We start from the raw sequence: 13,635 nt of genomic DNA, 5'->3' as shown, positions 1-13,635 counted from the left end.
TCATATTAACTGCCAACAAGCTAATAAAGACGTTTCTCCCTAGGGAAGCTCTTCAACTTCGAACGGGATTAAAGACAATGACCATCGCAACGACTACATCCACACGCGCTTCTGGCGGCTTCATGCGCCGCGCTTTCGACCGGATGATCGAAGCCCGCTCCGTACAGGCCCGCCGTTATGTCAACGGCTACCTCCTGTCACTGGACGACGCGACCCTTTCTGCCCACGGTTACGATCGTGAGCAGCTGGAACGCGAAGGCTCTGCGACCAGCGCGTTCTAGGCCGCTGAAAGAACAACTGTGCACGATAAAAGACCCCGCTGGAACAACCGGCGGGGTCTTTTCGTTTCCCCTAGGAAATAGCCTTACGCGTGTTTGCGGCCGCGGACCAGCGTGAGCGTGAGCCAGCCGTCCTTTTCCCGGCGGCGGTCCAGGACAAATCCCTGGCATCCATAGGCAAACAGGATCCGCGGTCCATCCTCGATCCGCAGACCGGACAGGACCAGCGTGGACGTTGGTGTCATCCGCGCGCAGATGGACTTCGACATCTTCATCAAGGGCCGGGCCAGAATATTGGCAATGACCAGATCGAACGGGCCATAGAGGTTGAAGCGCCGGTCTTCCACGCCATTGGCGGTGAAACCGGTCACAAGATGACGGGCACCGTTCAGCCGCGCGTTTTCCAAGGCAGTCTGCGTTGCAATCGGATCAATATCGGTTGCCAACACCTGCTGGCGGGCTTTCAAGGCTGCGGCAATTGCCAAAACACCTGTTCCCGTTCCAAGATCCAGAATGCTGTCATACTCGCGCATGGACAACAGCCGGTCGATCTCTTCCAGGCATCCGGCAGTTGTTCCGTGGTGGCCGGTTCCAAAGGCGAGAGCTGCCTCGATTTCAAGGCCAATCGCGCCGCCCGGCACCTTGTCGCGGTCGTGACTGCCGTGGACGAGAAAGCGCCCGGCGCGAACCGGTTTCAAACCTTCCAGGCTTTTTTCCACCCAGTTGATATCCGGCAGTTCTTCGGCTTCCAGCGGTGCGGCGAATGCATCGGCGCCGACCCGGTCGCGCACCAGTGCGGCTGCGTCTTCCGGCTCCATGCCGAAGAGCAGAATTTCGGCCGACCAGACTTTCCCGTCTTTTGAGTCTTCGTAGATCGTGACTGGATTGCCCTCGTCTTCAAAGGCCCGTTCCAGGATTTCGGAGATCCGTTTGGCTTCGAGTTCTTCCGCCGTGATCTTGACCCGGATGGTTTTCATGAAAGGCACGCCTTCGGTTGAGGTGTCGGTTGGCTTGGTGGCTTGGCTCAGCGGTATAGCCGGAGCGAAAAACCCCTGCCAGTCTCTTTTTTGTTTTCACGATAAAACCCGCTGGATCTGGCGAAACAGTCCGTCTGCCATAGGTTTTTACTAAAGTGCCCGACGGTACCAAGGGAGATCCACCATGCAGGCAAGCGCAATCCTTCAGTCCCGCCGTATCTTGCCGACAGCCGCATTGCTGCTTTGTCTTGTCTTTTTTGGCATAGCGAGGCCGGTACAGGCGGGTAATCTCCCGGATCAACGGCTGTTCGATGCATTGCTTTCCTCGAATAGCGAAATGGAGGCCCGAATAGTGGAAGCGGAAATCTGGGAGAGCTGGATTGCGGCCGCCCCATCCGCAGATCTGGAGGCAAAGGTGCGCTCGGCAATGAGCAAACGGCGCGTTGCCGACTATGAAGGGGCACTTATGGAGTTGAACAGTGCCTTGGAGACGGCGCCCGATTATGCCGAGGCGTGGAACCAGCGGGCATTCATCCATTACCTCCAGGGCAAACCCGACCGCTCACTGGAAGATATCGAACGGGTGCTCGCACTCGAGCCCCGGCATTTCGGGGCGCTTTCCGGCAAGGGCCGGATCCTGATGGAGCAGGGCAGGGTCCGGCTCGGCCAGCAGGCCTTGCGGGAAGCGGTTGCCCTCCATCCCTTCATACCCGAACGCTTCCTGCTGATCAGGGAGCAAGAGGAAAAAGGAATTGATCTCTAAAGGTGAGCGCCGGAACCCGGTTGCGGCCAGAGGCCCGCAAAGTGCCTTCTTCTAAAACCGCCAGGAAAAGTGTGCGCCCGCGCCGATTTCTTCACCGTGTTCGTTGAGTGCGCCTGCAACACCCAATCGCCATGCACCCGCGCTGCCGACGGAGCCGACAAAGCCCAATCCGGCTGTTACGGAATGGGCGCCGCGGTTTTGGCCTGTTTGATTGAAAGTCCCGAACAAGTCGGACGTTACGGTGATATCGTGTGCTGAATCTGCTGACGCGCTCCAGTCATGATCATAGCGGGCAAATCCGACCAGCTTTGCGGTCCCGGTGTCCGTTTTCCAAACGTCTGCAGCCCAGTCGAACCCGAGACCGGTCAAAACGGCGTCCGCAGTCGCTGCATGGACGGTGTAGTTGAAGTCACCGCCTCCGGTTTCCCGAGCTTCGCCTTGCCAAATGTGCGCGTAGGAAGCTGCAGCAAACGGTGTCAATTTGAACTGGGGCGTTAGCGGCAGTTCATAGCCAGCCTTGGCGGCGACAAAGGCGGCATGGGAATCAAAATCGGATTCCGCGCGCCCACCGGTGAACAAGCCGACATTCGGGTTGTTCCGCTCGCCTTTGTTGGCGCTGTAAGAGTAACCACCGGAGGCCGCCAGCCGCCAGCTGTCGCGGTAGAGTGTTCCGTACAATCCGGCAAAGCCCGACTGGGCTGAGAACGATTGATCGACGGTGTCATGCTCGTCCATTTGTTGATAGCCGTAGCCTGCAAACGCCCCAACGCTTCCCTGATCACTTGCGAGCAGATCAGCACCGCCAATCACGCTTGCAATTGAATAATTGAAACTTCCAAGACCGTCTTTACCGTCCACGTTTCCTTTCAGCCCGGACGCATCCAGCCAGATGGCCCGTCCTTGAGCATCGCGAACCTGATTGGCCTTGTCGAGGACATCGTGGCTGCCGGAAATCCGGTTCATCACCGAAGTGGCAATGTGATCGAGATGTTCCAGGCCGACGGTCAGGTTGGAGGAATAGGGCTCAGCGTGAACCTCGTTGAAGGTGATCAGGTCGCCATTGGTCAGAGACAAATAGCCGTCACTCACCGTGTTGCCGCCAGCGAGGATTTGGTTTCCGCCACCGCTTCCGCCTGACACGCCATCGATGGGTGTTTCATTGTGCGTTGCTGATACGGCCGTCACCAAGGCAACCCATGGTGTCGTAACGGGCGGTGTGGTGGTTTGCGTCGGGACTGTTGATGTGGTCGTCGTCGTTGTGGGCGTGGTCGTGTTGGTCGTCGTGGTGGTTGTCGTCGTTGTTGTGACCGTTGGTGTCGTCGTGGTGGTGGTCGTAACTGTCGCCGTTGGTGTTGTCGTGGTCGTTGTCACCGGCGGGGGGATCACTTGCTTGCCACCGCCGGTCGACTGGATGGTCTTCACCTTGGTTGGCAAGAAAGTGGGTGTCGCCGAGTTGTCAGAAAACTTGACCTCAATCTGTGAGGTTTGTGTCGGCGGTCCCGCGAGGCTTGCACTCAGGTGTGCATTCAACGAATTGCCTTCGACCAGGGTAACACTGTCACTGTCAATCGATCCGGCGCGCGCGATGACAAAGGTGGAGTTGATGAAATCACTGATTTCGGTGGCGCCCGATCCTGAATATCCGCTGTCCTTTTCCAGTGTCGCGGTCAGGTTGTCCGCACCGGTCATATCGCCGGAAACGTCCAAAAGGTCCGCGTTTTGACTGGCTGTCGGGTCCAGTTCGGAGACAAGACTTGTCGCGCCCTGTAAAGACAGATTGCCATTGATAGAAAGCGTCCCGATGGAGTTGCCGGGGCTGAATTCTGAACCCCCAGCAGTCAAAAAAACCGTGTCACTCGCACCGGATTTGCCATTGATTGTTGCGTTGCCAGATAGAATACCATCGAGGCGGAATATGCGAGTATCTATCGTGGTGTTTTCCAGCTTTAGTTCTGATCCTGTCCCAACGGAGGTGAGCCCGGCATTCAATATCGCGCTGTTTTTGAGTGTTAATTTTGTCGGGGAGGCCAGCACTTGACTGTTAATGTTGAAGGTTCCGACCGCGAATAGGGATGGGTTGTTGATCGTGAATGAGTTGTAGGTGATTGGGGTTGAAGACGCGCTTGAAACATAAACTTCTTGGAACTGCGTATCACCATTTTCCTCAGTCAACGTTATGGCACGATTTTCTCCGATGGTTACGTCTATGAGATTAATCCGGGTCGCGCCGAGATCGTCGGTCGCGGGCGTTTGCAAAAGGCGTAAAAAGTTTGTTCCATTCGATGTCGCTGCCTCAATAGAGTTATCAGCGAATATAATAGCGTTAACTTTTGTGATCTGTTTCAGATCAAATATCTGGGGAGAATAGAAATTGTAAGAACCATCGGCGGGAACAGTGCCCGGTGTAACATATATTTCTGTACGTTTTTCAGTACAAACATTGCTTGTTGGTGAAAAACTGCTTGGATCTAGAGTGGCGTTTCCAGAAACTCGAACTGTTGCTGTGCCGAATACATCACAGTTGGCATGAGACTGTTCAGATGATGCGATGAATGCTGTGGTATGAACGACAACTGCAAGGACGGTGGTCCCTGAAAAACGGCGTAATAGGGCTGTCGTGTTGGAAAGGTGCATCATTTGTCTCCTGCCGTATCCGCGACGCAGAAACAAATTGCGGATCAGTCTAACTGTCCGGTCACACTAGCGGTTTTATGCTTAACCTAAGGTAAATTTCGTTGTCCTTAGTCTGATATTGATATAAATATCAATATCTTAAAATCAGTGCCGCTCGACGAAGCTGTCGATGACTTTTTTCTGACCGGCCTTTTCAAAATCGATGGTCAGCTTGTTGCCTTCGATCGACTTGATCGCACCATAGCCGAACTTGATGTGGAACACCCGTTCGCCGACGGAATATTCCGAGGGGGTATCGCTGACGGACTTGGCAACCAGTTCCCCTTCAATGGTGAGCGGACCCTGGCGTTTTTGCCGGGCAGATTGGTAGCCACGTCCGCCGCCGTCTGAAAACCCGTTCGAGGATTGGCGCGCGCGTTGAGCGCGTTGCCAGCCGGGCGTCGAATAGCTGCCGGTTTCAAAGGCATCCTGACGGTCGAAGCGCGACGGACCATAGCCGCCACCGCCATACCCGCCGTAGTTGGACGAGGCTTCCGCGATTTCAACGTGTTCAGTCGGCAGTTCATCAAGGAACCTTGATGGAATGCTCGATTGCCATTGGCCGTGAATGCGCCGGTTGGAGGCAAAGTAGAGCTTCGCCCGTTTCTTGGCTCGGGTGATGCCGACATAGGCGAGGCGGCGTTCCTCTTCCAGGCCTGCGCGGCCGCTTTCATCCAGCGCCCGCTGGTGCGGAAACAGCCCTTCTTCCCAGCCGGGCAGGAAGACCGTGTCGAACTCCAAGCCCTTTGCGGAGTGCAGCGTCATGATCGAGACGGCGTCCTGTGCATCTGCGCTGTCGCGGTCCATGACGAGGGAGATGTGTTCCAGGAACCCGGCCATGGATTCAAACTCTTCCATGGAGCGGATGAGTTCTTTCAGGTTGTCCAGACGGCCCGGGGCCTCGGCCGAGCGGTCCTGCCGCCACATTTCCGTGTAGCCACTTTCATCCAGAATGATCTCGGCGAGATCCGTGTGCTTCATGCTGTCGAGCTGGCGCCGCCAGCGTTCGAAATTGTCGAGCACGGTTTTCAGTGAATTGCGCGGCTTGGGTTTCAGCTCTTCGGAATCGATCAGCTGGCTGGCGGCCTGCATCAAGGGGATGCGCTCGGCCCGTGCCAGTTCATGCACAAGTTTAAGCGTGGCATCCCCAAGGCCGCGTTTCGGCGTGTTGACGATCCGCTCGAACGCCAGATCGTCCGCCGGCTGCATGACACAGCGGAAATACGCCATGGCATCGCGGATTTCCATGCGCTCATAAAAGCGCGGACCGCCAATGACACGGTAATTGAGGCCGAGCGTGACAAATCGATCCTCGAACTCGCGCATCTGGAAGGAGGCGCGGACCAGAACGGCCATCTCGTTGAGCGCGTGACCTTTGGTCTGCAGCGCCTCGATTTCATCACCAATCGTCCTGGCTTCTTCTTCTGAATCCCAGACGGAGGCAACGGACACGAGGTCATGATCCGGTTCGTGAAAGTCAGTGAAAAGCGTCTTGCCGAGCCGGCCTTCGTTGAAAGAGATGAGATGAGAGGCAGCGGCGAGAATGTGACTGGTGGAGCGGTAATTGCGCTCCAGCCGGATCACCTCCGCGCCCTTGAAATCGTGTTCAAAGCGCAGGATGTTGTCGACCTCCGCCCCGCGCCAGCCATAGATTGACTGATCGTCATCACCGACACAGCAGACATTCGGATTGCCCTGGGCCAGCAGACGCAGCCACAGATATTGGGCAATGTTGGTGTCCTGATACTCGTCCACCAGCATGTAGCGGAAGCGGCGCTGATAATCGGCAAGCACATCCGGGCGGGTCTTGAACAGCGTGATGACGTGGAGCAGGAGATCGCCAAAATCGGCGGCGTTCAGGATTGACAGGCGCTCTTGATACTCCTGATAGAGCTTGCGGCCCTTGCCGTTCGCGAAGGCGCGCGCTTCGCCTTCTGGCACCTGATCCGGTGTCAGGGCCCGGTTCTTCCAGCCGTCGAGCATGTTGGCAAAGGCGCGGGCGGTCCAGCGCTTGTCGTCGAGCCCTTCAGCCTGAATGATCTGCTTGATCAGGCGGATCTGATCGTCTGTGTCGAGAATCGAAAAGCCGGATTTCAAGCCCACCAGTTCGGCATGTTTTCGAAGGATTTTGACGCAGATGGAGTGGAATGTGCCGAGCCAGGCCATGCCCTCCACATTGCCACCGACAAACCCCGCAATGCGCTCCTTCATTTCGCGGGCGGCCTTGTTGGTGAAGGTCACGGCCAGAATTTCATGTGGACGTGCCAGGCCGGACGCCAGAATATGCGCGATCCGGGTGGTCAAAACCCGGGTCTTGCCGGTGCCGGCACCCGCGAGCACCAGGACAGGCCCCTCGGTCGTTTCCACGGCAAGGCGCTGTTCGGGATTGAGACCGGTCAGATAGTCGGGTGCCCGGCGGGCCGCCATGGCGCGTGCAGCAATGCCGCCACCAGAAGGCGGTGCAACAGATTGTGGTGCAACAGGGGGAGCTTCCGCTCGCGTCCCGATGGGTTGAAAAGGATCGTCAAAGGGATCGTCATACCCGTCCGGGTCGGTCATGGTTTATCGGTCCGGTTAAAAGCGCTTTGGAGAACAATATAGCAACAAATGCGGCGCTGGCGAGACGCGATAGGCGGATTTGGTGGGGATAGTTCTCGTGAACCCCGACAGTTTTCAGCCGTCCCGGCGCAGGCCGGGATGCAGTTGCCACAGATGCTGTTAATTGGGCAAGTGCAGAACTCAAATCTTGAGGTCAGGGATTTACTGGGCCCCAGCCTACGCTGGGGCGGCCACCAGACTTCAATGGATACTGCGCCACCATCGAGAGGAGTTTCATGGGTCTTTAACTCAAGGGTCGTCATAGTGGTCGGAATTGCAACTTATAAATGAATTTCCCGCAGCAAGACGGAATTTCAAAACTTGGGTGCCTTGGGGCGAAAATGCTCTCCACTTTCATGAAACACCTGGCGGTCTTTCTTATTTTTTGCGCGGCGGTCGTTGGCTATTTCTGGCTGAAGATTTCCGATCACTCGCCGCTCAACAGCTGCGAGCCAACGGATGTTGTTCGGATAAAATTGGATGGGCGCGAGTATCACATTCCGGTGGAGTGGCAGCCATCGATTTCCCAGCGGTTGAGCGACGGCGCTGATTTTCCGACCCGTTTTAGTTATCAGGATTTGCAAGGCAATAATACTGGGCAGGGCTGGTGGTTGTACTGCCAGGATTTTGCGAATGCAGTCGACGAATATCGGAATGTGAATTTTAAACCGGCTGACATAGAGAGAATAACGCCTCAGTTCTGGTCCAAACATCCAGAATACAAGTATTTGCAGGGGCTCACCTACATTGGCATTTTTGCAAGCCCGCAAGATCCGCTCACGGTATCGAAGCCAAATCTGACAAAAACCGGAACAGCGTTTGATAGCATGTACTGGCGATATAAGGCGCCTAATGGTCTCTCCTATTTCTTTTCTAGGAATTGGAGACATGAAGGCGCGGAGGTGATAGCGCGGGAACAAGTGTCAAGCGGGTATTCTGTTACAGCGGATGTTTCTACCGGCACAGAACTTCGAACAACTGTCTTAGTTCCTACTCAATCGAGCGCTCGCCACAATCGTTCTATCCCCCCACAAGACTGGCCAGCCATGCTGGCGGAAGTGACAGCTTTGATGCGGTCGTTTGAAGTAATCCCTAGCCCGGCGGTCCCGGCGCAGGCCGAGACCCAGTAGCCAAACTACTCGATTGCAAAGGCATCACACAGGCGTTTGCGACTGTTTTACCCTTTAGGTTGTAACGTCTGAACGCATTCGTTTTTGCGTCCTTGCCTTGGGGGAGCCATGCTGCTGAATTATCGTGTCTTTTTGCGTTCCGTGTTCCCGATCATAGCGCTGATCAGTGCAATGATACTGGTTGTATCGCCCGGTGCCGCGCAGGAGGCGGGGCAAGCACCGGAAGCGGCAAGCGGCGAAGCGCCGCTGAAGGTTGGCGTTCGGGTGAGCCCGCCTTTCGTGATGCAAACGGCTGATGGATATTCCGGCATGGCGATCGAGCTTTGGGAAGAGCTCGCAGCTGCTGCCGGCCTCGAGTATCAGTACGAGCCGTACCCCAATGTGCGGGCCTTGATCGACGCGACTGCGGAGGGGCAAAAAGATGCTGCGATCTCGAACCTGACCATCACAAAGGCGCGTTTGGAGAAAATGGATTTCACCCAGCCCTGGTTCGATTCAGGTCTGCGCATCATGGTCGGCTCTACCGGATCAACCAGCTTCTGGGAAGTGGTCAACGGGCTTCAGGAGGCGGGTTTCCTGAAGGCCTACGGCTGGCTCGCGTTTGTCATTGTGGTGGCTACGCTTCTCATGACCCTTTTTGACCGCCGGTTCGACAAGTCCTTCTCGCAGAAGTGGCCCGATGGTCTGGCGGACAGTTTTTATTCGGTAATGTCTGTCGTGACCTCCGGCAAGGCGCCATCGCGCAAGAACCTGTTTGGTTGGATCGGGCGTGTGTGGCAAGCGATCTGGCTGGTGTGCGGATTGGCGGTGATGGCGTTCATTACGTCTTCCGTTACAAGCGTCATGACCACCTTGTCTCTCAACAATCAGATCCAGAGTGTTGCCGACTTGCCGGGTAAGGTCGTCGGTGTGTTCGACGGCAGTGTAGGGGAAGACTATTCACGCGAGCAGGGATGGTCGGTGATTGCGTTTGATGGCCTCGATGAGGCTGTCGAAGCATTAAGCGACGGCGAAATTGACGCGTTTGTCGGCGATGCGCCGACATTGGAATACTACGATCACACCAATCCCAACGCGGATGTGGAGGTGGTTGGGCCGCTCTTTGATCCGAACAAATACGGGTTTGCCCTGTCGCTGCGCAGCCCTTACACCCGCACGATCAACATTGAGCTGCTCGCGGCCAAGGAAGCCGGAAAAGTGGAAGACCTGCGTGTGGAATATCTTGGGCCGCGGGAATAGCTGGTGCCGGATTCCAGCTTGGCTAAAGCAATGAGGTTGGACTAGGGGCTACGCGAGCTGCCCATTGTCGGCGTCTCGTAGTCCCGTCCATGGCGCTCCCAGTATTCAAGAGCGACCTCCCAGGATGGAATGTCGTCAGTGTGGAAGCCGCATGTCGTTCCAGTTGCGATTGATGGAAACGCCTTGATCGCCTTGCGGTGCGCTCCGCGATAAAGATAGCGTTTCATCGCCGTTTCACTCGTCCAGACGGTCAAGGTGTGGTGGACGCCGTGCACGGTCCGTGTGTCAGTCAAAACGTTGCCGTCCGCTGCTTTTGCCTGATTGAAGCTGGGGATCGCGTGCCGCCAGAAGCGCAGGGCATGAAACCAGGTCTTCAACCGCAAACCGGTCACTGACACGTAATAGCGGGCCATCGCAGCTCTCCGTCACCTGAAGAGACTACGCGCACGGCTTCCTGCCAGATCGAAAGGGGTGTCAGGCGGCTTCCGCCCGTTTCATTTTCTGATGCTCGTCTTCAACGAGGCCGATTTTCCAATAGCCGGAGATGTAGGTGTCTTTGCGCGGCACCTGCCGGGTGTTGTGCAGATAGTCCCGGATCGACCGGATGACCGAACTTTCTCCGGCAATGCAGGTTTGAAGAAGACCGTCCGGCCATGTCATCGACCTTATGAAGTCGAGCTGTGCGTTGGATGCCACATGCGGATCCTCATGGATCAACCAATGGATTTCGATGTTGCTTGGGACCACAATCTCCCGGATATCGTCTTTGGACGGCACTTCAAAAAGGGCAACGCCTTTCGCGTCCTGCGGCATCTGCTCCAGAACGGCTTCGGCAACCGGCATGGCGGAGAGGTCCGCTGCCACCAGATACCAATCAGCGTAGAATTCCTTGATCTTCTTCTGACTTGGCCCGAAGAAGCCGAGGAATGATCCGGGTTTGGCGGATTGGGCCCAGCGGGTTGCCGGTCCGTTGTCGCCATGGGCGACAAAATCGATGTCGAGTTCCAGACGGTCCGGCCGATAGGCCCGCACGGTATAGGTCCTGACCGGGTGGACCTTCTCATCTGGTGCGCCGGCGCCAAAATATGCTTCGAAGTCGTCCCGGCTTTCACCGTCACGCGGCAGCACCAGCTTGCAATTCGCCCCTTCTTGCCCCATTGGAAATCCTTCCAGTTCGGGTCCCGAAAAGGTCACACGGATCATGTGCGGGCTTAAGTACACGGCAGACTTGACGGTCAAAAAGCGGGGTTTGCGTTTCGGCAGGGCGGCCATGGGGAACCTTTAAATGCTGACTTCAATACTCAGCATTTAACATTGCCTGACCGGTTTTGAAAGGCGTCATTGTTTCGTGACAGGAAACAGCGTGTCAGACGGCATATGAAAAAGCCCGCCGAATTGGCGGGCTCAATAGTTTTCCTCAATAGCCAGGAATTACCGGATGAACGGTTCTTTCAAGTCTTCCGGCTTGGTGTCCTTCACAATATCCCAGTTGAGACTAGGCTATTTGACTAAGCGTAAGATGATTGCTACCACTAGTATATTATGCAAGTTTTTCTATGTGAGGTTGCTATGAATAATGATACTGAAATGGATCGTTTGCTCGAGAAGATTGACCACTACAAATTGGTAACTGTTCTTGAGGACAAGGATCACGATAACGGCGAAGAATTTACTTTAGAAGGAACGCGCTTTGCACGCGATGGTGCTGGCGGTTTCCAGATTGAGTCTGATTTCTACGCAGGCTCTAAAGACTCAGATGATAAGCTATTGAAACTGCAATCAGTTTTAGATTTTTACCGCAGAGCGAAGCAGCGGCGCTATCGTAGTCACATCCGGAATGGGTATTCTGGTTTGAAGTGCGTCGCTGAAGGCGACTCATGGTGCGAGTTGCCGCCACTTGGATATGCGTCTGACATAGTGCTGGAATTGTGGAAAGAATATGCCGTTCTTTCGCTTGCCAAGGCTGGTGATGCATGGTCGAACTTACTCCGGCAAGATGAATTGTTCTCAACAATTTCAGCTGAAAAATCTGACGTGGTGCTATTAAGCGTAGGTGGCAATAATGTCCTTGGTTCCATTGAGAAATATGTTCACCAATGGTCCCCCAATAGACCTGTTGATGATTATGTAAATGATGACTTCGAATACTTGCTAAATTTAGTTTACTACTACACGGACTTATGGGCATCAAAAATAGTTGGGATGGACTGTGAGATCATTATGCACGGCTATGGATACTGCGATCCGAGACCTGCGGGAAAAGGGGGATGGATAATCGGCGGTCCTCTCAGTCAAAAGCGGAACATAAACGATCAAACAATCTGGCGCGCCGTCGTTAAAGAGATGGTGGACCGGTTCAACAACCGCATCTTGAATTTAGCTGCGCAACCAAAGTTTAACGGCAAATTTCGGTTCATTGATCTTCGCAAGGTAATTGGAACTGGGAGTGACTGGTGGCAGGATGAAATTCACCCGACAAAGAAAGGTTTCGAACACATAGCAGTCAAATTTCGCCAAGAACTAAAGGAAATCGAAGCGTCTCGATTCGCAGCATAGCGCACCAGTGTGAGCCAAGCAGCGTAAATCGCCACGTAAATCTGGTGCAATCTAAGTTGTTGCACCAGAATTACCAAGGCGCACCCTTACCGGATGATCGGTTCTTTCAGGTCTTCCGGCTTCGTGTCTTTCACGATGTCCCAGTTCAGGTCAGCGTGATTGATGTATTCTGCGGTGTTGCCTTCAAAACGCTCTTGCACGGCGATGCTGTTGTTGAGGTAGAGCTTGCCATCGACGATTTTCCAGGCCTCCGGGATGACCGGAACCTTGAAGCCCTTGCTCAGACCGAAGGCGCAGAAACCGCCGTATTGCGGCGCGTATTTCACCGGATCGGCGGCGAACTTGTCCCGGTTTTCAGCAGACGAAAACTTCCAGGTCACGTCGTCATATTGGAACGTGTACTCATCAGAACCGGCGACCGGCTTGCCTTGGGTGAAGTAGGCAACCGGATCGGTGCCGCCGATAGCGGCGCCGTTCTTGGTAAAGGTGGTGATTTCGTCAGCCGACACGGCAAAGCCGGTGACGGAAAAAAGAGCTGTGAGGCCAAGAAGCACGGATTTCGAGGTGTAGAGCGGCATCGAGAACTCCGGAAGGTTTTTGAGTTGAGGCACATGTTCGCGCCCGGTGTCTGGAGAATGGCCATGACCGCTGCCAAACACCAATCACCCTTGTTCACAGAGATGAAAGCACACCGCCAGATATCGTGAACGCCTTGGTACTCAGACGTGGCTCACAATCCGGGGAGCGGCGACTGTTCCACAGAGGATCGGGGGGCAGTCAGCCCCAAAAGCAAATAGATCGCGCTTTCCAATCCAGTGTCATCCAGCCCGCTGCGCCCGAAATGCAGATCAAACAGGTCTTGCCAAATGAGTCCCAGGATTAGCGTGGTTTTCGCCTGAAGGTCCTGCTCAAACGGTGTCGCGATCAAGCACTGGCGGATGTGAAACCGGATTTCGTCTTCAAAGTCTGTAAGTAGCGATCCGAAAGCTGGGACTGTCCGCACGTGTAGTAGGGCCTTGCCAAGGTGACTGTTCAAGGCTCTCCGGTAGCCGTCGATCAGGCGGTAGAGGTCTCGCGCAGTATTTGTGCGCTCGGGTCTGGGTGCGGGGATCTGAAACAGAGCAGTTTGAAGCGCGGCAAGTGCAAAGTCCTGTTTGTCGGACCAGCGGCGATAGATTGCCTGTTTGCTGGTGCCCGCGGCGTTCGCAAGATCGTCTAAACGAACAGGCTCGTACCCATGGTGGGCCAGAGCCCTTACCATCGCGGATTGCAGCCGGCCGGTCAGGCTGGGGTCGTCTTTCCGCCCCCGGCGTGTTGAACCATCACTCATAATTCGGTCCCCATCAGGACCGTATTTCATGTCTTGATGCGTTCAGCAAGGACATTCATTGGAAAATGAGCGCTTGGGGCGGTAATCAAAT

Annotated in this window: 12 protein-coding genes; 5 read left to right on the top strand and 7 right to left on the bottom strand. The window is 55.2% G+C overall.

The window, feature by feature from the left end; genetic code table 11:
* Window positions 1-77 precede the first annotated feature (77 nt).
* Window positions 78-281: a hypothetical protein gene (locus ACVDG4_RS12860; protein ID WP_040452352.1), complete on the top strand. Its 204-nt coding sequence runs from the start codon at window positions 78-80 to the stop codon at window positions 279-281.
* 83 nt (window positions 282-364) lie between these two features.
* Here ACVDG4_RS12860 and ACVDG4_RS12855 read toward each other — a convergent pair whose 3' ends face one another.
* The gene (locus ACVDG4_RS12855; protein ID WP_447235355.1) at window positions 365-1,255 is read right to left on the bottom strand and encodes a 50S ribosomal protein L11 methyltransferase; all 891 of its coding nucleotides are present in this window, start codon (window positions 1,253-1,255) and stop codon (window positions 365-367) included.
* 184 nt (window positions 1,256-1,439) lie between these two features.
* Here ACVDG4_RS12855 and ACVDG4_RS12850 point away from each other — a divergent pair, with 184 nt between their 5' ends.
* A complete protein-coding gene (locus ACVDG4_RS12850; RefSeq protein ID WP_447235354.1) occupies window positions 1,440-2,018 on the top strand; it encodes a tetratricopeptide repeat protein in 579 nt (192 codons plus the stop codon).
* A gap of 51 nt (window positions 2,019-2,069) precedes the next feature.
* Here ACVDG4_RS12850 and ACVDG4_RS12845 read toward each other — a convergent pair whose 3' ends face one another.
* Both ACVDG4_RS12845 and ACVDG4_RS12840 read right to left on the bottom strand, forming a co-directional pair.
* Entirely contained in the window at window positions 2,070-3,860 is a 1,791-nt protein-coding gene (locus tag ACVDG4_RS12845) for an autotransporter outer membrane beta-barrel domain-containing protein (protein ID WP_447235353.1), read from the bottom strand.
* A gap of 936 nt (window positions 3,861-4,796) precedes the next feature.
* The gene (locus ACVDG4_RS12840; RefSeq protein ID WP_447235352.1) at window positions 4,797-7,250 is read right to left on the bottom strand and encodes an ATP-dependent helicase; all 2,454 of its coding nucleotides are present in this window, start codon (window positions 7,248-7,250) and stop codon (window positions 4,797-4,799) included.
* A gap of 326 nt (window positions 7,251-7,576) precedes the next feature.
* Here ACVDG4_RS12840 and ACVDG4_RS12835 point away from each other — a divergent pair, with 326 nt between their 5' ends.
* Together ACVDG4_RS12835 and ACVDG4_RS12830 are read left to right on the top strand one after the other, a co-directional pair.
* Window positions 7,577-8,419, top strand: a complete 843-nt coding sequence (locus tag ACVDG4_RS12835; RefSeq protein WP_447235351.1) for a hypothetical protein — start codon at window positions 7,577-7,579, stop codon at window positions 8,417-8,419.
* A 108-nt stretch (window positions 8,420-8,527) separates the two neighbouring features.
* Complete coding sequence (locus ACVDG4_RS12830; protein ID WP_447235350.1) at window positions 8,528-9,658, top strand: transporter substrate-binding domain-containing protein; 1,131 nt, start codon at window positions 8,528-8,530, stop codon at window positions 9,656-9,658.
* A gap of 41 nt (window positions 9,659-9,699) precedes the next feature.
* Here the strand turns inward: ACVDG4_RS12830 and ACVDG4_RS12825 are convergent, their stop codons facing one another.
* Both ACVDG4_RS12825 and ACVDG4_RS12820 read right to left on the bottom strand, forming a co-directional pair.
* Window positions 9,700-10,071, bottom strand: coding sequence for a hypothetical protein (locus tag ACVDG4_RS12825; RefSeq protein ID WP_420340284.1), 372 nt, complete (start codon window positions 10,069-10,071; stop codon window positions 9,700-9,702).
* 61 nt (window positions 10,072-10,132) lie between these two features.
* Entirely contained in the window at window positions 10,133-10,930 is a 798-nt protein-coding gene (locus ACVDG4_RS12820; RefSeq protein ID WP_447235349.1) for a siderophore-interacting protein, read from the bottom strand.
* Between the two features lie 297 nt (window positions 10,931-11,227).
* Here ACVDG4_RS12820 and ACVDG4_RS12815 point away from each other — a divergent pair, with 297 nt between their 5' ends.
* Window positions 11,228-12,214 (top strand): SGNH/GDSL hydrolase family protein, encoded by a 987-nt coding sequence (locus ACVDG4_RS12815; RefSeq protein ID WP_447235348.1) that lies wholly within the window; start codon window positions 11,228-11,230, stop codon window positions 12,212-12,214.
* A gap of 86 nt (window positions 12,215-12,300) precedes the next feature.
* Here the strand turns inward: ACVDG4_RS12815 and ACVDG4_RS12810 are convergent, their stop codons facing one another.
* Window positions 12,301-12,792, bottom strand: coding sequence for a YHS domain-containing (seleno)protein (locus ACVDG4_RS12810; RefSeq protein ID WP_306149018.1), 492 nt, complete (start codon window positions 12,790-12,792; stop codon window positions 12,301-12,303).
* Between the two features lie 152 nt (window positions 12,793-12,944).
* Window positions 12,945-13,544 (bottom strand): TetR/AcrR family transcriptional regulator, encoded by a 600-nt coding sequence (locus ACVDG4_RS12805; protein ID WP_447235347.1) that lies wholly within the window; start codon window positions 13,542-13,544, stop codon window positions 12,945-12,947.
* Between the last annotated feature and the right edge of the window lie 91 nt (window positions 13,545-13,635).

It is taken from the genome of Roseibium sp. MB-4 (assembly GCF_053005265.1).
Note: the sequence above shows the minus strand (reverse complement) of the source record. Positions and strands in the feature narration are given on the sequence as shown.

Coding starts and splice junctions, on each gene's coding strand:
- ACVDG4_RS12860 (WP_040452352.1), top strand. CDS start 78: ATGACCATCGCAACGACTACATCCACACGCGCTTCTGGCGGCTTCATG.
- ACVDG4_RS12855 (WP_447235355.1), bottom strand. CDS start 1,255: ATGAAAACCATCCGGGTCAAGATCACGGCGGAAGAACTCGAAGCCAAA.
- ACVDG4_RS12850 (WP_447235354.1), top strand. CDS start 1,440: ATGCAGGCAAGCGCAATCCTTCAGTCCCGCCGTATCTTGCCGACAGCC.
- ACVDG4_RS12840 (WP_447235352.1), bottom strand. CDS start 7,250: ATGACCGACCCGGACGGGTATGACGATCCCTTTGACGATCCTTTTCAA.
- ACVDG4_RS12835 (WP_447235351.1), top strand. CDS start 7,577: ATGAATTTCCCGCAGCAAGACGGAATTTCAAAACTTGGGTGCCTTGGG.
- ACVDG4_RS12830 (WP_447235350.1), top strand. CDS start 8,528: ATGCTGCTGAATTATCGTGTCTTTTTGCGTTCCGTGTTCCCGATCATA.
- ACVDG4_RS12825 (WP_420340284.1), bottom strand. CDS start 10,071: ATGGCCCGCTATTACGTGTCAGTGACCGGTTTGCGGTTGAAGACCTGG.
- ACVDG4_RS12820 (WP_447235349.1), bottom strand. CDS start 10,930: ATGGCCGCCCTGCCGAAACGCAAACCCCGCTTTTTGACCGTCAAGTCT.
- ACVDG4_RS12815 (WP_447235348.1), top strand. CDS start 11,228: ATGAATAATGATACTGAAATGGATCGTTTGCTCGAGAAGATTGACCAC.
- ACVDG4_RS12810 (WP_306149018.1), bottom strand. CDS start 12,792: ATGCCGCTCTACACCTCGAAATCCGTGCTTCTTGGCCTCACAGCTCTT.
- ACVDG4_RS12805 (WP_447235347.1), bottom strand. CDS start 13,544: ATGAGTGATGGTTCAACACGCCGGGGGCGGAAAGACGACCCCAGCCTG.